This window comes from Salinivibrio proteolyticus, from assembly GCF_027286365.1.
Taxonomy (GTDB): Bacteria; Pseudomonadota; Gammaproteobacteria; order Enterobacterales; family Vibrionaceae; genus Salinivibrio; species Salinivibrio proteolyticus.
In genome coordinates this window covers 856511-873914 of sequence record NZ_CP114584.1, presented here as the reverse complement: position 1 = coordinate 873914, position 17404 = coordinate 856511, and the positions used below count along the sequence as shown (strand labels likewise).

Here is a 17404-nt window from a genome sequence, read left to right as displayed (position 1 = left end):
CATGGAAACGGCTTCGCCATTAAACAACGCCATTTTAATCACCGGCTGCTCCACCGGCATCGGCTATGCCTGCGCCAAAGCTTTGCATGAGCAAGGGCACACGGTGATCGCCAGTTGCCGAAAGCCTGACGATGTCAGCCGTTTACAGCAAGAAGGCTTAACCTGTATTCAATTGGATGTGTCAGACACGGCCAGCATCAACCAAGCAGTCAACACAATCGCGCAAATGACAGGTGGCAAACTCTTTGCGCTGTTTAACAACGGCGCTTACGGCCAACCGGGCGCGCTGGAGGATTTGCCCACCGATGCCTTACGCGCCCAGTTTGAGACCAATGTGTTTGGTTGGCACCATTTAACCCAAGCCTTGTTGCCGATGCTGCTCAATTTCGGCGAGGGACGCATTGTGCAAAATAGCTCGGTGCTGGGTGTTGTGGCATTGAAATACCGTGGCGCGTATAACGCCAGCAAATTTGCCCTCGAAGGCTGGACCGATACCCTGCGTTTAGAGCTGAGCGATACGCCCATTAAGGTGAGCTTGATTGAGCCTGGTCCAATTGAAACCGCGTTTCGTGCCAATGCGCTCAGCGCCTTTAAACACTGGGTCGAACCCAATAAAAGTCGCCACCAGCACGCATATCAAAGCCAAATAGACCGTCTTGCTGCAGACGAAGGCGGCAACAAATATACCCTGCCCGCCGACGCGCTCGTTGCACCACTGACGCATGCGCTGTTCTCGCCGCGTCCCAAGGTGCGTTATCGCGTAACGCAACCGACAGTGTGGATGGCACTCCTCAAACGGCTCCTTCCCAGCCGTTGGCTCGATCGGGTCTTGCTCAAAGGCAGTTAATGCAATGGGAAGATGATCGTAAAAAAAACGTGTTTTATGTCGCAATTGTCACATCAATGTCATAGATCGCGATTAATCTAGCTTGCATGAGTGGAAACGGCCACTTGCTGACACGCTTTCCTTCATTGGCAGCCAAGCTGCCAAGCCAATAACACCGACAATAATAAACAACAGGAGCCGGCTGATGACCTTGCATCAATTGAACTGGCTCTGCTTGAGCGTCGCTTTGTGCGTGGTGCTCGTGTTGTAACCCGCACTCGTCATCTTTGATGGACTCGCTTGCAGACCGACGAAATAGGCCACCCTTGGGTGGCTTTTTCGTATCTCAGCTGCTTGAATTTCGACGCATTTGCCCCCACCCTTATTGCAAACACACTTCGTCGGGATCCATGATGCACGCAAACTATATCGTTGAATTAACCGAACATAATTTTCAGCAAATTCTTGAGTCTTCTTCACGCACGCCGGTGCTGGTGTATTTTTGGGCAAACATGATGCCCGAAAGCGTTGAGCTGAAAACGGTTGTCGAGCAAGTGGCTCACGATAGCCACGGCACCTTTACGCTCGCCACGATCGACTGTGAAGCGCAGCAGCTGATTGCCGCCCAGTTTGGCGTCCGCGCACTGCCAACGCTGGCTCTGTTTAAAGATGGTCAACCGGTGGATGGCCTTGCCGGCCCGCAAAATGAAGAGACGGTGCGCGAAATGCTGAATAAGCACCTGCCAAGCCCAGAAGATCAAGCGTTTGACCAAGCGCGTCAATTGATGGCGGAAGGCAATTACACCGATGCCTTGGTGATCCTAAAACCCCTTGAGAGCAGCCACGGTGAGAAGGGAGACTTTAAACTGGCGCTGGCCGAATGTCTGGTCGAGACCCAGCAGTTTGATGCAGCGCAAGCCGTGCTAGATACGGTGTTGATGCAAGATCAAGACGCGACCTACAAAGGGCTGATCGCGAAAATTGAATTGCACAATCAAGCTGCTGACGCGCCAGAGATCCGCAACTTGCAAGATGCACTGGCTGAGAACCCAGATAATGCAGATATTGCCTATGAGCTTGCGGTACAACTTAACCAAATCAATCGTAGCGAAGACGCACTTGAGCTGCTGATGAACATTCTCCGTCGCGATATGAATCACGCCGATGGAGAGGCGAAGAAAACCTTGATGGATATTCTGGCCGCATTAGGTCAAGGCAACGAGATTGCCTCACGTTATCGCCGTCAACTGTACTCGCTACTGTACTAATTTTTCACCCACACTTGGCAGCTATTTCGCCGACGCTTGGCAGCACTGACTTTCGGTAAGACCAATGCTGTCTAGCTCACTGTCCCCGCGCAGGGCTTCGATGATCGGGCACTGCGCGTCACCATCACCGGGACACGCTTGGGTAAGCGCCTGAAGGGTGGTTTTCATCGCCGCCAGCTCGGCAATTTTTTCATCGATCTCCATCAATTTACTCTCGGCGCGTGCCTTCACATCGGCACTGCGTAAAGAAGGATCGCGCGATAACGCTAACAAATCTGCACTTTCTTCCAAGGTAAACCCCACCAATCGCGCCCGACGGATCATTTGCAACTCACTCACGTGCTGCGCGCGATAATCACGATACCCATTGTCGGCGCGGTGTGGCGGCGTGATCAGCCCTTTCTGCTCGTAAAAGCGGATGGTTTTGGTGGTTAAACCGGTTTTTTCGGCGACTTGCTGAATTTTCATTCTCGCTCCTTGACCTTCCAGTAGCTATAAGGTTTATGGTTCAGTTTACTTGATGTTGCGACGTTTCCCCAACACGTGCGCCGTGTTGTGATCATTAAGGAGCGGAAATGACAACCATAGATACCACCATGACTTATTACACCTTGCCTCTCGACGGGTTGAGCTGCAACGGGTGTGTGAAAAAAGTGACCCAAGCAGTGGGAACAGTCGATAACGTCCGCATAGAAAAGGCGGATACACAAGCTATCTCGCTGGAAGTACTCGGAGATAACCCTGAAGCGACGCTTAGACAGGCCGTCGACGCGATCGAGACACTGGGATATCAAGCCGGTTTTCGTCATGCCTTAGCGTTAAGTGGGCTGAACTGTGGGCGCTGTGTCGCCAAAGTGGAAGCCGCATTGGATGCCCTGCCTACCGTGTTTTCGCACTCGGTAACTAAAACCCATGCAGATATTCATACCAGCTTGAGCTTGGACTCCATCATCCAAACCATTGAGAACCTTGGCTATCAAGTCGGTTATCAGCATGAATTGGCATTGTCGGGGTTAAGCTGCGGTCACTGCGTGGCGAAAGTGGAGCGTGCGCTCGATGAAAACGATGCCGTTTTTGACTATCAAGTCAGCAAAGACAGGGCGACCGTGCGCACGACGCTCAGCGCCGAGACGCTGATTGAATCGATCGCAGCGTTGGGCTTTGGGGCCACACTCATCGATCCCAGCCAAGCAACGTCCTCATCAACCGAGCCGCATCAACCGCAAACCGAGACCGCCGAGGTTGAGCAACAAGCCAAAGCCCAGACGCGCACTGAGCCTTCATCCAGCCACTCACGCATGCAGTTTGTGTTATCCGGCATGACATGCGCAAGCTGTGTCAAAAGTGTTGAAACTGCTATCAGCAGTGTGGATGGCGTGGCCAATGTTAGCGTGAACCTTGCTGAGCGTAGTGCCATTGTTAAAGGCAATGCAACGGTAGAGGAGATTATTCAAGCAGTAGAAAACGCAGGCTATGGCGCCGAAAAGGTGGAAGATGATAATGACCGCCGAGAACGCCAACAGGTTCAGCAAGCCTCTGAGCTGAAAAGCTTTAAACGCAGTACCCTTGCAGGGTTAGGGCTTGGCGCACCGCTGATGGCTTGGGGGGTATTGGGTGGCAGTATGACCATTCAATCGACCCAAGATCAGTGGGCGTGGGGCGTGATTGCCGTGCTGACCCTGATCTTACTTGCAACCGGTGGCCGTCACTTCTTTGCCAATGCCTGGCAAGCGCTGATGCACAAACGTGCCACCATGGATACGTTGGTGGCGCTCGGTACCGGTGCCGCGTGGCTGTATTCCACCGCGGTGGTCATCGCGCCTGCATTATTCCCAGAGCAAGCCCGTCATGTGTATTTTGAAGCCTCAGCCATGATCATTGGTTTGATTAGCTTAGGCCATGCGATTGAAGCACGTGCCCGTGCCAATACGTCTAAAGCACTCGACCAATTACTTGATTTACAGCCACCTACAGCCTTAGTCATTGAAAACGGACAAGAAACAGAGCGTCCGCTTGATGAAGTGAAACAGGGAATGACACTGCGGGTTAAACCTGGCGCTAAGGTACCGGTTGATGGTGAAGTGGTTGATGGCAGCAGCTATATCGACGAATCCATGCTGACCGGTGAACCTGTGCCTGTTCATAAAACAGCGGGAGACACGCTTCATGCCGGGACCGTGAACCAAAAAGGTGGCTTAACCTTTAAAGCCACTGGTGTGGGCAGCGATACCATGTTGGCACGTATTATTGATTTAGTGCGCGAAGCGCAAAGTAGTAAGCCTGAACTGGCGAAGCTTGCCGACCGTATTTCAGCGGTATTTGTGCCTATCGTGGTCGCCATTGCCATTGTTACCGCGGCTATCTGGTATTTTGTCGGTCCAGAGCCGTCGGTCAGCTACATGCTGGTCACCGCGACCACGGTGTTGATCATCGCCTGCCCCTGCGCGCTTGGCTTGGCGACCCCTCTATCCGTTACCGCTGCGGTGGGTCGCGCCGCCGAAGTCGGGGTCTTAATCCGTGATGCTGATGCGCTGCAAACCGCGGCAAAACTGCACACCTTGGTGTTTGATAAAACGGGCACACTGACCCGCGGCCAGCCCGAAGTCACGCATGTGAATGCTATTCACGGCGACCAAGAGCGCCTCATGGCAATTGCTGCCTCACTGGAGCAACACTCCGAGCACCCATTGGCCCAAGCGATTGTTGGCTATGCCAAGCAGCAGACACTTGCGTTGCCGACATCAAATGACTTTAACAGTGAATCTGGCAAAGGGATCCAGGCCAAGATCGACGGTGAACGTTACTACATCGGCAACCAAGCGTGGATGCAGGCACAAGGGATAGATACTGACGCCCACCAAACCGATATCGACGCCATGACTCAGCGTGGCGAAACCGCGATTTACCTTGCCAATGCGGACAGCGTACAAGCGCTGATTGGTGTCAGTGACCCGATTCGTGATGACGCCATAGACGCTATCGCTCGCCTGCAACAACAGGGGCTTGAGGTGATCATGCTCTCTGGCGACCACCCAGATACCGCCAATGCGATTGGCCGTCAGCTGGGCATTGATCAGGTGATTGCCGGTGTGCTGCCTGATGGAAAATCGGAACAAATCCAGTCTCTCCAACAGCAAGGTAAATGCGTTGCCATGGTCGGTGATGGTATCAACGATGCGCCGGCACTTGCGCAAGCCGATGTCGGTGTGGCGATGGGCAGCGGCAGCGATATTGCGATAGAAAGCGCGCAAATTACGCTGATGCACCAACACCTTGGCGCCTTGGCAGACGCCATTGGGCTATCTCAAGCCGCGGTACGCAACATGAAACAAAATCTCTTTGGTGCCTTTATCTACAACACCTTGGGGATCCCGATCGCTGCCGGCATCCTTTACCCCTTTACCGGCATGTTACTCAGCCCCGTCATTGCCGGCGGTGCAATGGCGTTGTCTTCGATCACTGTGGTGACCAACGCCAATAGACTACGTTTTTTCAAAATAAAATCAGACGAGAAGTAACAAGGAGTGATAATGAAGCGTTTACAACTACTTGTAGCAACCGTAGGCCTGATGAGTGCCTCAGCGATGGCCGCAAGCGGTGTGGTGTATAAATCGCCCAGCTGTGGCTGTTGCGACGATTGGGTTGAGCACATGGAGCAAGCCGGCTTTGAGCTGGAGGTTAAACCGCACAACAATATGGCGGCCGTCAAACAAGAGATGGGCGTGCCTGCCGACATGCAATCATGTCACACTGCTCGCATCAACGGCTACGTGATTGAGGGCCATGTGCCCGCACAGGAAGTGAAAAAGCTCCTTGCCACCCATACAGGCTATGAAGGTCTCGCTGTTGCCGGCATGCCGATCGGCTCGCCGGGTATGGAATATGGCGATCGTCACCAGCCATACACGGTGATGGCATTTGACGAAACAGGTCATACTGAGGCTTTCCAGCACTATCCTAAGCCTTAAGCACTCACCTGCAATAAAACGAAAAAACCCCAGCCAAGAGGCTGGGGTTTTGCGTTGGTCGGTGAAGAGGGCTTCGATGGGGCGGCCTTCCGCGGGACCGGCTTCCGGACCCCGACCCTCTACAAGCATAACTCCGATGCTCCATCTTGATATGAAAAAACCCCAGCCGAGAGGCTGAGGTTTTGTATTGGTCGGTGAAGAGGGATTCGATTGGACCGGCTTCCGGACCCCGACCCTCTGCAAGCATAACTCAGATGCTCCATCTTGATATGAAAAAACCCCAGCCGAGAGGCTGAGGTTTTGTATTGGTCGGTGAAGAGGGATTCGAACCCCCGACCCTCTGGTCCCAAACCAGATGCGCTACCAAACTGCGCTATTCACCGTTAATGCTTTTTACGTCAACTAAGTAACCTTCGATCACTCAGTTTAAAATAGTGGTCGGTGAAGAGGGCTTCGATGGGGCGGCCTTCCGCTGGACCGGCTTCCGGACCCCGACTAAATGCGCTCTCCACTAACTGAATAGTGGTCGGTGAAGAGGGATTCGAACCCCCGACCCTCTGGTCCCAAACCAGATGCGCTACCAAACTGCGCTATTCACCGACATATGACAAGTTTTACGAATTGACGTTTATCTTGTCAAGCGAAGGGCTATGCGACCAAGTGCATCCCCGCGCTGAGGTGGCCTATAATACTCAAGCCCACCGAAACCTCAAGCCCTGTCCGATAAATTTTTTCTTGTTCACGCTTAAGCGGTGAAAGAAACGTCAGTTACGCAGAGACTGTGATCCAATTCCCGTTAACATATGTTTATTATTTGTTCACCTCTCTGACTTGATCCTGATCAGTATTCAACTAACTGCCTATTGGCATTCTGACCCTACATTAACGGACACGAGGGTACAGACTATGGACTTTTGGCTTGATCTCCTTTTCGGCAATGCAGTCGGCTTGTCATCCATGATTGTCATCATCTGTACATTTGGCTTAATCAGTTTTTTTGGTGGTTACTTCATCTATAAAGTGATGACGTCCAAACCTCAATAACCTGTTTTTTATTGCCTACCTAACTTTAAGCATTCTTGCTTAGTCCAGGGTCACATGGTTGGTCACAGAATGTGGCTCTGGGTTTCTTTTTTTTATTTCGTTTATACTGTCCCCAAATCGTATCAAACCACACATGGCATAAGAGCGATGAGTGATAAAAATGAGTTTGATTTGTTCCGCGAGATGATGTTTGACGTTGACCCCATTGAGCAGGACAAAGTAGAGACCCAACCGGCATCTCACCAGCCAACTGAAGCACAGCTGGCACGACAGCAAGCGGCGCAAAAGCTGGCCGACAGCGACCCTGAGTATTTGTCGTTGGATTACGCCACCATGGTGAAACCGGACGAAGTCATGGCCTATAAGCGCGCGGGTGTGCAAGAAGGCGTGTTCCGTAAACTGCGTTTAGGGAAGTATGACATTCATGCAAGGCTCGACCTGCATAAGATGTCGTTGGAAAAAGCGCGCGATGAAATTTTACGCTTTTTAAAACAATGTCAGCGTATGGATATTCGTACCGTGGTGATTGTGCATGGTAAAGGAGAGCGCAGTAACCCGCCGGCCATGATGAAAAGCTATGTGTGCCAGTGGTTACAGCAAATCTCAGATGTCCTTTGTTATCACTCGGCGCTGCGCCATCAAGGTGGCTCGGGAGCGCTTTACGTGATGCTGAAAAAAAGCCAAGAGAAAAAATTGGAAACGCGCGAGCGCCATTTGAGCCGCCGCGCCTAGCGAATGTGCCCCAACACGATACGGCGCTGTCTTGCGCCAAAGAAAAAAGACTGGTGAGCCACCAGTCTTTTTTTGTACTTATGTTTCGGCCGTTATGCGGTTTAAAGCGTCACCACCACCCGAACTGATAGCGCGATTAACACCACGCCTGAGAGCTTATCCACCCACACGGCATGTTGGCGTAGCTTATCGACCACACTGGCGCTGGAGAGCAGAAACGCGATCAGGGTATACCATAAGCCATCAATCAGTAGCGGTGTTAAAACAATCACACTGCGACTAAAGAAATCGGTACCAATGGCGACAAACTGACTAAATAAGGCAATGAAAAAGAGCGCCAGTTTGGGGTTAAGCATCGAGATCATCGCACCATCCCGCGCTGCCTCACCTAAGCTTGCCGGTTTACCCGCTTCAAGTTTGGACGCCACGCCACCTTGGCTCAACAAAGATTTGACGCCAAGCCACGCTAAGTAAGCCGCCCCTGTATAGGCAATACCTGTGAAGAGTAACGGCGATTGTTTGAAGATCACAGCTAAGCCCAACATGGTGATCAGCGCATACAAACCGACGCCAAGCGCATGCGCCCAAGACGCAACAATACCGTGTAAGCGACTGTTGGCGAGGCTATGTTTCGCCATCACCACTAAACTCGGCCCGGGCGACATCGCGCCGAGCATACACACAAGCGCCAATGAGGCCCAAATGGTGAATGTCATACTGGATTATCCTTATGGTTATTCGCCGATCGCCGCGTACTTTCCCGCAGTCAACGCCAACAAATCCGCTGGCGATAGTTCTATTTCTAATCCACGACGACCGGCGCTGACACAGATCGTCTCAAACTGTTGTGCAGACGCATCAAGTAGCGTTGGCAAGCGTTTCTTTTGTCCCAGAGGGCTGATCCCGCCAACCAAATAGCCTGTCACCCGTTGTGCATTCGCCGGCTCCGCCATCACCGCCTTTTTACCGCCTGCAGCTTTGGCTGCCGCTTTCAGGTTGAGCGAGCCTTTCACCGGCACGACCGCGACCGCTAGTTGTTTACTGTCACCATTGATGCAAAACAACAGCGTTTTGAATACCCGCGCAGGATCTTGCCCAAGTGCTTGCACCGCCTCTTCGCCAAAGTGTTGGTTGTTCGGATCATGTTCATATTGATGAACGTTAAACTTTATCCCATGTTTTTCAGCTAATTTAATCGCTGGTGTCATCATGCTTCTCTACAGCTAAAACACATCGCACTATCATTGCATAAAAAAAGCGGCACCGCATCGGTACCGCTTTGTCATCATGGCAATCTTAATCAGATTTACTTGTAAACAATTTCGCCCTTCGGTGCGTAGTCGTTCACATCAATTGGGCTGTGCGCTTCTAGATAGTCTTTCAGCACTTCAGCATCCACGAAACCTGTGTTTACGTTACCTGGATGGTTGGTCAGTTTTGGATATCCGTCACCACCCGCTGCGTTAAAGCTTGGCACGGTGAAGCGGTAAGTTTTGTCCATATCTAATGGCTCACCACCGATTTTCACATCGTGAACTTTACCGTTTTCAACCACCATCGAGATACCGGCAAACTGCACATACGCACCAGAATCAACCGGCTTAGTGCCGACAACATTCAGGTAGTCCAGCACTTCTTTACCGCTCATATCGGTGTACGTCACCATGTTGCCAAATGGTTGTACTTTCAATACGTCTTTGTAAGTGATGTCGCCAGCAGGAATTGAATCACGTACGCCGCCGGAGTTCATCACCGCAAAGTCTGCTTTCGCACGCTCCATGTGTGACATGGCGATCAGGCGACCAAGGTTGGTTTGTTGGAAACGCACCACATCACGATCACCTTCAAGCTTGCCATTGCTCTTAGCAATTTTGACGTTGAGTTTTTCTTGGCCTTTGTCTTGGTATGGCTTCAAGAAGTCATACAGCGCTTGATCTTTCGCGATTTCATCTTGGATGAAGACACGTTTCTTCTCACCGTTCACCTTGATTTTTTTCTTCAGGTTCACAGGGATCAGATCATAGCTAACGAGATTCAAATCGCCGTTTTGGAATTCAAACTCCGCCTTACCGACATATTTGCCCCACTCGTGCGCTTGCATGATCCACGCACCGTTTTGCTGGTCTGGCGTACATGCATCACCCGGCTGGAAGTTTTTGTTGTACATGTTTGGACCTTCCATGCACACCGGCTCTTGCGAGTGTCCACCGATGATCAGATCCAAATCACCTTCGTCAATATAACGCGCGAGCGCCACATCACCCGGTGCGTTCACGCCGCTTTTACCATCGGCATAGTGGCCCATGTGTGTAGCAGCAATGATGATGTCTGGGTGCTCGGTTTCTTTCAACTCTGCGATCAGTTTCTTCGCTTCCGCTTTTGGATCACGGAATTCCAATGAACCGATATACTCTGGGTTACCGATTTTGGCGGTATCTTCCGTGGTTAAGCCAATCACAGCAACTTTCAGGCCGTTGCGCTCAAACATTTGATAAGCTTGGAATTTGCGCTCGCCTGTCTCTTTATCATAGATGTTGGCTGACAGCATTGGGAAGTCGGCCCATTGCATTTGCTTTTCAAGCACGCTCAGTGGGTTATCAAACTCGTGGTTACCGATCGCCATTGCATCGTAACCAATTTGCGTCATGCCTTTAAAATCTGGTTCCGCTTGTAGCAAGTCAGATTCAGGCACACCGGTGTTGATATCACCGCCTGAGAGCAATAGCACCTCGCTGCCTTCTGCTTTTGCTTCGGCACGCAACTCATCAATCAGCGTTTTGCGCGCAGCCATGCCGTATTCGCCGTAGCGGTTGTGCCAGAAACGACCGTGGTGATCGTTGGTATGAAGAATGGTTAACTTATAAGTGGTATCTGGCGCCCAACCGTGTTCTGGTGTTTCTGAGCCTGTATTGGCGCACCCTGCCAATGACGCAATTAACGCAGCACTGACCGCTGCCTTCAAAGAAAGACGTTCCTTCATGATCTAAGACCTTATTAGCGATGGATAAGCCACCATCGACGACTGTCGACGATTAGAAAACGCCGACTAGTTTAAAAGAATTCATGCTATCTCGCTGGTCTATTTCATTATTTTGTTGCGATGATCACCGTCAGTTGGGCAAAAATCGTCACTTTGGTGATCGAGTCATAAGTTATAGAGCCTAAACTCTAATCAATAGCGAAATCGGCGCATCCTTTGCTTACGAGTTCGCTAGGGCCAACAAAAAAGCCTTTGCGTTAGGCAAAGGCTTTATGAGGTGAGCCATTTTAATAGTGCGTTATCAGGCCATCACTGCTGACGGGCGTTAAACCAGTGTCGGCTGGCAATAGCAACCAGTGCAGAAATGGCAAGGAAGAAGCAGTAGTACGAATGGCTTACAATCACCAGTGGCGAGAGGCCAAAGCTAGCACCCAGCAGCAGGATTTGCGCGCCATAGGGGATCATACCCTGTACCACACACGAGAAAATATCGAGCAGGCTGGCACTGCGTTTCGCTGGCACCTCGTGTTCACTAGCAATGTTCTTCGCCACTTGCCCTGACACTACGATAGCAACCGTGTTGTTGGCGGTACACACGTTGGCGAATGATACCAACAAGGCTATTCCAAACTCGCTGGCCCGTGAGTGGTGGTTGCCTTGGTTTTTCTGGAAACGGGCAATCACTTTATTGACCGTGTTGGTTAAAAAGCTTAATCCACCTTGGCAGCGCATCAGCTCTGCAATACCGCCAATCATCAAAGACAAGATGAAGATCTCTTGCATGCTGGCAAAGCCGTCTTTGACATGCTGGCTAAAGCTCATCAAGGTAAAATCTGGCGTGCTCATCAACCCGACGCCCATCGCCAGCAAAATCCCTGCAGTCAGCACCACAAACACATTCAGCCCTGCGAGCGCCAAGACGATGATAGAAAGGTACGGCACAACCGCGAGATAGTTAATGCTTTCAGGCGCGTCCACCGGCGCACTTTGGTTGTTGAACACAAATAAGATAATGGCAGCAATGGCGGCAGGAATGGCTATCCCGACGTTCTCTTTAAACTTGTCGCGCATGCTACAGCCTTGTGAGCGTGTTGCCGCGATCGTGGTATCGGAAATAAACGACAGGTTGTCACCGAACATCGCACCGCTGAGCAGCACCCCCGCCATCACTGCCGGTGACTGGCCGGTCGCGGTCGCCATGTTCAATGCAAAGGGAGCCAGTGCGGCAATGGTGCCCATTGACGTACCCATTGCCGTGGAGATAAAGGCCGCAATAACAAACAGTCCCGGCAGAATCAGGCTTTCTGGGATCAAGGTCAGCCCTAGGTTAACCGTCGCCTGCACACCACCCGTGGCGTCAGCCACTGATGAGAAGGCACCCGCCAGCAGGTAAATCATACACATGGCGATAATATCACCATGGCCCATGCCACGGATAAGCTGTTCAATCGCGGTATTCAGGCGCTCACGGCTGAGAGCAAGTGCCACCATCACCGCCGGTAAAATGGCGACATGTGCGGGCAGTTGATAGAAGGCGTAGTCCGCGCCTTCTAAGGTAAAGTAAACGCCTGCACCAATAAAAAGGGTTAAGAATAATAATAGGGGCAGCAGTGCAAGGGCAGAAGGCTGCGGCGTTGTGTTTGCAGATGTTGTCATGGCAGTTTTTGTAATACCTCTTATAAAACTGTGATCCAGATTACAGCCCTCTAGCCATCCAGTCAACAAATAGACGTCTAAACATCTAAAAATCTTAACGGCTCGTACTCGCTGCTAGACAGTGTTTCGCAACCAAGGCTGAACTTGCCCGCAAGGCGACTCCGAACAAATGACACGGTGGCAGACGAAAAGACAGCGACAATAGCCGAATACATCGGACAACACCGTTTGTCGGTCAAGCTACTTGAACTTATCAGGAAGGATAGCGAAGGAAGCGGCAGTACACCGCTCCCATTTTGCGTGGTGACTATCGAGCGGGAGTTAGTCTTCGAGCGAGAGGATCACTACGGCTGCCAATGCTAAAAAGCCGGTCATCACCATAAAGGCATCGTTGTACGCCATAGTCGCGGCGTCACGTTGCATCACACTCAACACGCTGGCTTGTGCTTGATGCAACGCAGTGGTGGCATCACTGCCTGTGGCGATAAACCAATCTGTTTGTTGGTGCAAACGCTGCCAACCTTGCTCGCTCACTGTGGACAAGGTGGCTTTGATGTTCGCCAAGTGCAAGCGTGTTTGGTTATCTAGCAAGGTCGCTATCATGGCAATGCTAAACGCACCGCCCAAATTACGCATCACATTGGTGAGTGTGGAGGCATCTGGCGTGTCATCACGCTGGATATGCTTCAGTGCCACTATCGACAAAGGCACCATAATAAATGGACTACCAATCGCACGCAGGATCATGGATAAAACCAGCTGCTGACCACCAAAATCGACGGTCATGTGTGTATTGACGTAACAACTTAACCCAAACATTACAAAGCCAAATGTCACCATGTGAGTTGGCCGAAACACGCGCATTAACTTAGGCACGAGCGGAAAGAGTAGCAACTGTGGCAACCCCATCCACATCAGCACTTGGCCAATTTGCATCGCGTTGTAGTGTTGGATTTGGGTGAGATACAGCGGCAACACGTAAATCGAGCCAAGTAAGGCCATACCCAATATTAAATAGGCAAAGCAGGATAAGGCAAATTGCTTGTCTTTCAGTAGCCGCAAGTTCACCAGTGGACGGGGGTGTTGCAGTTCGTTAATCACAAAGTAGACGATGTTCACCACGGAAATCGCACTGAGCGTGAGAATAAATGATGAGCCAAACCAATCTTCACGATTGCCCTCTTCAAGCACCACTTCTAAGCAGCCAAGCCCTAATGCCATAGTGGCAATTCCGACCCAATCGGCCTTTTTCAGCAATGACAATGATAACGGCGTATCCTCAAGCCCGTAGCGGATCATGGCTATCACCAGCATTGCTGGTGGAATATTGATGTAGAAAATATAGTGCCACGACAGATTTTCCGTCAGCCAGCCACCAAAGGTCGGCCCAATAGCAGGCGCAAACGTCGCCGTGACACCGAACATCGCCATACCAATCGCCCGTTTGTTGGCAGGTAGCAGTTGCACCACCAGCGAGAAAGCCAGTGGGATCAGCGCACCGCCACTAAATCCTTGCATGGCGCGAAACACGATCATCGCACTCATGTTCCATGACAGTGAGCACAAAAAAGATGACAGCGTAAACACCGCGGTGGTCCATGTCAGATAGCGCCGTATGCCCAGCGCCCGCGATAACCAGCCACTGAGCGGGATCGCAATCATCTCTGCCACCAGATAGGAGGTCGAGATCCACGAGCTTTCGTCCAAGGTCGCCGACAGCGCCCCTTGAATATCTTTTAGCGATGCATTGGTGATTTGAATGTCGAGAATGGCCATAAAGGCCCCAATCAACCCACCCAAGAGGGCAATCCAGTTTTTGAGCGGTACCCGATCGCTGTAGGCATCGGCCGTTAACGCAGTCGCGGTCATCTTCAGCCTCGTGTATCTACCGTTGCAATCACGGATAACCCAGGCAATAACTTGGCTTTAAGTGGCTGATCGGGGATCCGGACTTTAATCGGCACCCGCTGAACAATTTTCGTAAAGTTCCCGGTGGCATTTTCAGGGGGCAGCAGCGCAAACTGTGCGCCCGTGGCTGGCGAGAAGCTATCGACCACGCCATGCAGTGCTTGTCCGGGAAACGCGTCCACTTCAATATCCACCGATTGCCCCGGCTGAATATGCGCGAGCTGTGTTTCTTTAAAATTCGCTTCAACCCACACCTCCCCTTGAGGCACCAAGCTGACTAACGGCATACCCGGCTGAACCAGCATGCCAACGCGTAAGCTCCGTTTGCCAATCACCCCATCAACGGGCGCATAAAGGCGGGTATCATCCAAGTTAAGCTGCGCTTGAGTCAGCTTAGCGGTGGCGTCATCAATCGCAGCTTGGGCTTGTTTCAGCTCACTGGCTAACACGGCCAATTGGTCACTGGCGGCATGATGCGCGGCTTTAGCTTGTTCTAGCTGGGCGAGTCGCACTTTTTGCTGCGCAAGTTGGGCATCCAATTCATCTTCAGAGGAATAATGCTGCGCGATTAAACGCTGGGTACGGGCCACTTGCTGCTTGGCGCGATCGTACTCAGCTTGCGCGGATGCCATCTGACTCGCGGCTTGGCGGATCTTGCTGTGCTGTAAGGTTTGCTGTGCGTGCAGATGCTCGACATTCGCGCTTGCCGAGGCGAGTGCTGCTTTAGCTTGGGAGACCGCGGCACGATAATCGCGATCGTCAATTTCCGCCAATAAGGTTCCGGCTTTTACAAACTGGTTGTCGTCGACATATCGGGCCACGATATAGCCAGAGACTTTAGGACTGATGGTGACAATATCCCCTTTCAGGTAGGCGTTATCGGTCGACACATGATACTGCCCCTCCATCCACCAGTACCCGGCACCAAGCACACCAATCACAAGGAATATCAAGGTCGCCAATAGTGGCGCTTTAACGCGTTTCGAAGCGGTTGAGGCTGTCATGAGGTCTCACTAATGTTAATTAAATCAATACCAAGCAAAGTGTTTCGAATTGTAAACCAATCGTATTAATTAATAATCGAGCTATAATCAAAAACACTGTTGCACAAATTAAACTAATCAGAGGAAGGATGTTGGACTTCAATGCGCTCGCCATCCTAGTGAAAGTGGTGGAATTAGGCAGTTTCACGCAAGCGGCTGAGGCACTGGGAATGACAAAATCGACGGTCAGTCGAAAAGTCTCTGACCTTGAGCGCAATTTAGGCGTGCGTTTGATCACGCGCTCCACGCGCAGTTTAAAGCTGACCGCAGAGGGCGAGCGCTTTTACCAATCGTGCCTGTTGGCGAAAGACATCATGGAGCAGGCAGAAGTTGAAATCACCGCTCACCAAGAATTGATCCAAGGGGATTTAAATGTGGTGATGCCCGTTGAGCTCGGTCATCAGGTATTGGGGCCTTACATCAACGAGTTCATCAAGCTGCACCCGCATATTCGCGTGCACCTTGAGATGAGTAACCGTGAAGTCGACATTATTGGTGAAGGCATTGACCTCTACGCGCAAGTGGGGACACGCAAAGACTCAAACCTCGTTTCACGCCTGCTCACCAATTCAACCCGTGTGGTAGCGGCAAGCCCAGCGTATTTAGCCGAAACTGGCATGGTGCAAAGCCCTACCGATCTTCGTTCACCGCATCGCCAAGTCAAAGTGTATAACCAAGCGGTGAAGCTCTTGGCGTGGGAGTTATTTGACAAGCAAGGTCAGAGTTTTAGTGTCGACCTCCCCTATCAGCTGCGGGTCAACACCATCACGGCCTCGTTGCAGGCATGCCTTGATGGCCTCGGCATTGCGGTATTGCCGACGTTCTTATGTCGTCCTCACTTTGAGTCAGGTCGTTTAGTCCAACTGCTTAGCGACTGGCAAATGCCGACGGTACCCATCAGCTTGGTGTATGCCAATCGTACCTTGATGCCCAAACGACTCCGCACTCTGATTGACTATTTAGTAACGCGCCTAAACGAAGACATGCAACAAGGTGTGAGTGCCACACGTATCGGCTAACAGGCGACCGCTCGCCGTGAAGGCGTGACCGCAAGCCGCGAATAAAAAAAGCTGCCAATAGGCAGCTTTCTGGGTCTCGGTCATTCGCCAATTAGCGAATATCAATCTCTGCAAAGTTTTTAATCACATCATCCAGCGCTTTCATTTGCGCAAGGAAAGGCTCGAGTTTATCCAGCGGTAGTGCTGAAGGGCCATCACAACGTGCGTTATCTGGATCTGGATGCGCCTCAATGAACAAGCCCGCAATCTTGGTTCCTAAACCAGCACGCGCTAAATCTACTGTTTGTTGGCGACGGCCACCAGATGCAGCGCCCATCGGATCGCGACATTGCAGGGCATGAGTAACATCAAAGATGATCGGGCTGCCGTTAGAGGCCTTTTTCATCACATCAAAGCCCAGCATATCTACGACCAAGTTATCGTAACCGTGGCAGCTGCCACGCTCACACAAAATCACTTTCTCGTTGCCGCACTCCGCGAATTTATCCACGATATTCCCCACTTGCCCAGGGCTCATAAACTGGGGTTTTTTCACGTTGATCACCGCATCGGTTTTAGCCATCGCTGCCACCAAGTCGGTTTGGCGGGCCAAGAACGCTGGTAGCTGGATCACGTCCGCCACTTCCGCTACGGGTGCCGCTTGCTCTTGCTCATGAATGTCGGTGATCACTTTGACGCCAAAGGTGCTTTTCAGCTCTTCAAAGATCTTCAGGCCTTCTTCCATTCCCGGTCCACGGTATGAGTGTACGGATGAACGATTCGCCTTATCAAAGGAGGCTTTGAAGACATAAGGGATGCCCAGTTTGTCCGTTACCTTGACGTAGTGCTCACAGATTTGCATCGCTAAATCGCGAGACTCCAGCACATTCATGCCAGCAAATAGCGTAAAAGGACGGTCGTTAGCCACTGGCATATCGCCAATATGAACGGTTTTTTGCGTCATGGTCAGTTCCTTGGTCG

15 protein-coding genes and 2 tRNA genes are annotated in these 17404 nt (G+C 51.5%); 7 read left to right on the top strand and 10 right to left on the bottom strand.

Annotated features, from left to right (window positions below; translation table 11 throughout):
- The first annotated feature begins 1 nt into the window (after position 1).
- Entirely contained in the window at positions 2-847 is an 846-nt protein-coding gene (locus N7E60_RS04295) for an SDR family oxidoreductase (protein ID WP_269598210.1), read from the top strand.
- 392 nt (positions 848-1239) lie between these two features.
- Positions 1240-2094: a co-chaperone YbbN gene (locus N7E60_RS04290; RefSeq protein ID WP_077479690.1), complete on the top strand. Its 855-nt coding sequence runs from the start codon at positions 1240-1242 to the stop codon at positions 2092-2094.
- A gap of 21 nt (positions 2095-2115) precedes the next feature.
- Here the strand turns inward: N7E60_RS04290 and cueR are convergent, their stop codons facing one another.
- Positions 2116-2562 (bottom strand): Cu(I)-responsive transcriptional regulator, encoded by a 447-nt coding sequence (gene cueR, locus N7E60_RS04285; RefSeq protein ID WP_269598209.1) that lies wholly within the window; start codon positions 2560-2562, stop codon positions 2116-2118.
- A 107-nt stretch (positions 2563-2669) separates the two neighbouring features.
- Here cueR and N7E60_RS04280 point away from each other — a divergent pair, with 107 nt between their 5' ends.
- Together N7E60_RS04280 and N7E60_RS04275 are read left to right on the top strand one after the other, a co-directional pair.
- On the top strand, positions 2670-5612 hold the full coding sequence (locus N7E60_RS04280; protein WP_269598208.1) for a cation transporter: 2943 nt from the start codon (positions 2670-2672) through the stop codon (positions 5610-5612).
- Positions 5613-5624: 12 nt separating this feature from the next.
- Positions 5625-6062 (top strand): DUF411 domain-containing protein, encoded by a 438-nt coding sequence (locus N7E60_RS04275; RefSeq protein WP_269598207.1) that lies wholly within the window; start codon positions 5625-5627, stop codon positions 6060-6062.
- 306 nt (positions 6063-6368) lie between these two features.
- Here N7E60_RS04275 and N7E60_RS04270 read toward each other — a convergent pair.
- Positions 6369-6445 (bottom strand) — tRNA-Pro (locus N7E60_RS04270).
- A gap of 140 nt (positions 6446-6585) precedes the next feature.
- Positions 6586-6662: transfer RNA gene (locus N7E60_RS04265), tRNA-Pro, on the bottom strand.
- A 306-nt stretch (positions 6663-6968) separates the two neighbouring features.
- On the opposite strand from N7E60_RS04265, the gene N7E60_RS04260 reads away from it, so the two are divergent.
- Together N7E60_RS04260 and smrA are read left to right on the top strand one after the other, a co-directional pair.
- The gene (locus N7E60_RS04260; RefSeq protein WP_069587366.1) at positions 6969-7106 is read left to right on the top strand and encodes a DUF3149 domain-containing protein; all 138 of its coding nucleotides are present in this window, start codon (positions 6969-6971) and stop codon (positions 7104-7106) included.
- A 147-nt stretch (positions 7107-7253) separates the two neighbouring features.
- On the top strand, positions 7254-7838 hold the full coding sequence (gene smrA, locus N7E60_RS04255; RefSeq protein ID WP_269598206.1) for a DNA endonuclease SmrA: 585 nt from the start codon (positions 7254-7256) through the stop codon (positions 7836-7838).
- A gap of 101 nt (positions 7839-7939) precedes the next feature.
- On the opposite strand, the gene N7E60_RS04250 is transcribed toward smrA, so the two are convergent.
- From N7E60_RS04250 to N7E60_RS04225, 6 genes are all read right to left on the bottom strand, one after another.
- Positions 7940-8554, bottom strand: a complete 615-nt coding sequence (locus N7E60_RS04250) for a LysE family translocator (protein ID WP_069587367.1) — start codon at positions 8552-8554, stop codon at positions 7940-7942.
- Positions 8555-8572: 18 nt separating this feature from the next.
- Positions 8573-9046, bottom strand: coding sequence for a Cys-tRNA(Pro) deacylase (gene ybaK, locus N7E60_RS04245; protein ID WP_069587476.1), 474 nt, complete (start codon positions 9044-9046; stop codon positions 8573-8575).
- A gap of 98 nt (positions 9047-9144) precedes the next feature.
- Positions 9145-10818, bottom strand: a complete 1674-nt coding sequence (gene ushA, locus N7E60_RS04240) for a bifunctional UDP-sugar hydrolase/5'-nucleotidase UshA (RefSeq protein WP_077457318.1) — start codon at positions 10816-10818, stop codon at positions 9145-9147.
- A gap of 309 nt (positions 10819-11127) precedes the next feature.
- Positions 11128-12474 (bottom strand): Na+/H+ antiporter NhaC family protein, encoded by a 1347-nt coding sequence (locus tag N7E60_RS04235; protein ID WP_077766029.1) that lies wholly within the window; start codon positions 12472-12474, stop codon positions 11128-11130.
- Between the two features lie 321 nt (positions 12475-12795).
- Positions 12796-14343 carry a DHA2 family efflux MFS transporter permease subunit gene (locus N7E60_RS04230; protein ID WP_269598205.1) on the bottom strand — a complete coding sequence of 516 codons (1548 nt, stop codon included), beginning with the start codon at positions 14341-14343 and terminating at the stop codon, positions 12796-12798.
- A gap of 2 nt (positions 14344-14345) precedes the next feature.
- Entirely contained in the window at positions 14346-15386 is a 1041-nt protein-coding gene (locus tag N7E60_RS04225; protein ID WP_077766031.1) for an HlyD family secretion protein, read from the bottom strand.
- A gap of 131 nt (positions 15387-15517) precedes the next feature.
- Here N7E60_RS04225 and N7E60_RS04220 point away from each other — a divergent pair, with 131 nt between their 5' ends.
- Entirely contained in the window at positions 15518-16444 is a 927-nt protein-coding gene (locus N7E60_RS04220; RefSeq protein WP_269598537.1) for a LysR family transcriptional regulator, read from the top strand.
- Positions 16445-16535: 91 nt separating this feature from the next.
- Here N7E60_RS04220 and kdsA read toward each other — a convergent pair whose 3' ends face one another.
- The gene (gene kdsA, locus N7E60_RS04215) at positions 16536-17387 is read right to left on the bottom strand and encodes a 3-deoxy-8-phosphooctulonate synthase (protein ID WP_077457326.1); all 852 of its coding nucleotides are present in this window, start codon (positions 17385-17387) and stop codon (positions 16536-16538) included.
- Positions 17388-17404: the final 17 nt, after the last annotated feature.

Excerpts from the sequence above, each read along its gene's own strand:
- smrA (WP_269598206.1), top strand. The coding sequence starts at position 7,254 with ATGAGTGATAAAAATGAGTTTGATTTGTTCCGCGAGATGATGTTTGAC.
- N7E60_RS04295 (WP_269598210.1), top strand. The coding sequence starts at position 2 with ATGGAAACGGCTTCGCCATTAAACAACGCCATTTTAATCACCGGCTGC.
- N7E60_RS04275 (WP_269598207.1), top strand. The coding sequence starts at position 5,625 with ATGAAGCGTTTACAACTACTTGTAGCAACCGTAGGCCTGATGAGTGCC.
- ushA (WP_077457318.1), bottom strand. The coding sequence starts at position 10,818 with ATGAAGGAACGTCTTTCTTTGAAGGCAGCGGTCAGTGCTGCGTTAATT.
- N7E60_RS04225 (WP_077766031.1), bottom strand. The coding sequence starts at position 15,386 with ATGACAGCCTCAACCGCTTCGAAACGCGTTAAAGCGCCACTATTGGCG.
- N7E60_RS04260 (WP_069587366.1), top strand. The coding sequence starts at position 6,969 with ATGGACTTTTGGCTTGATCTCCTTTTCGGCAATGCAGTCGGCTTGTCA.
- N7E60_RS04290 (WP_077479690.1), top strand. The coding sequence starts at position 1,240 with ATGCACGCAAACTATATCGTTGAATTAACCGAACATAATTTTCAGCAA.
- cueR (WP_269598209.1), bottom strand. The coding sequence starts at position 2,562 with ATGAAAATTCAGCAAGTCGCCGAAAAAACCGGTTTAACCACCAAAACC.
- N7E60_RS04235 (WP_077766029.1), bottom strand. The coding sequence starts at position 12,474 with ATGACAACATCTGCAAACACAACGCCGCAGCCTTCTGCCCTTGCACTG.
- ybaK (WP_069587476.1), bottom strand. The coding sequence starts at position 9,046 with ATGACACCAGCGATTAAATTAGCTGAAAAACATGGGATAAAGTTTAAC.
- kdsA (WP_077457326.1), bottom strand. The coding sequence starts at position 17,387 with ATGACGCAAAAAACCGTTCATATTGGCGATATGCCAGTGGCTAACGAC.
- N7E60_RS04280 (WP_269598208.1), top strand. The coding sequence starts at position 2,670 with ATGACAACCATAGATACCACCATGACTTATTACACCTTGCCTCTCGAC.
- N7E60_RS04250 (WP_069587367.1), bottom strand. The coding sequence starts at position 8,554 with ATGACATTCACCATTTGGGCCTCATTGGCGCTTGTGTGTATGCTCGGC.
- N7E60_RS04230 (WP_269598205.1), bottom strand. The coding sequence starts at position 14,343 with ATGACCGCGACTGCGTTAACGGCCGATGCCTACAGCGATCGGGTACCG.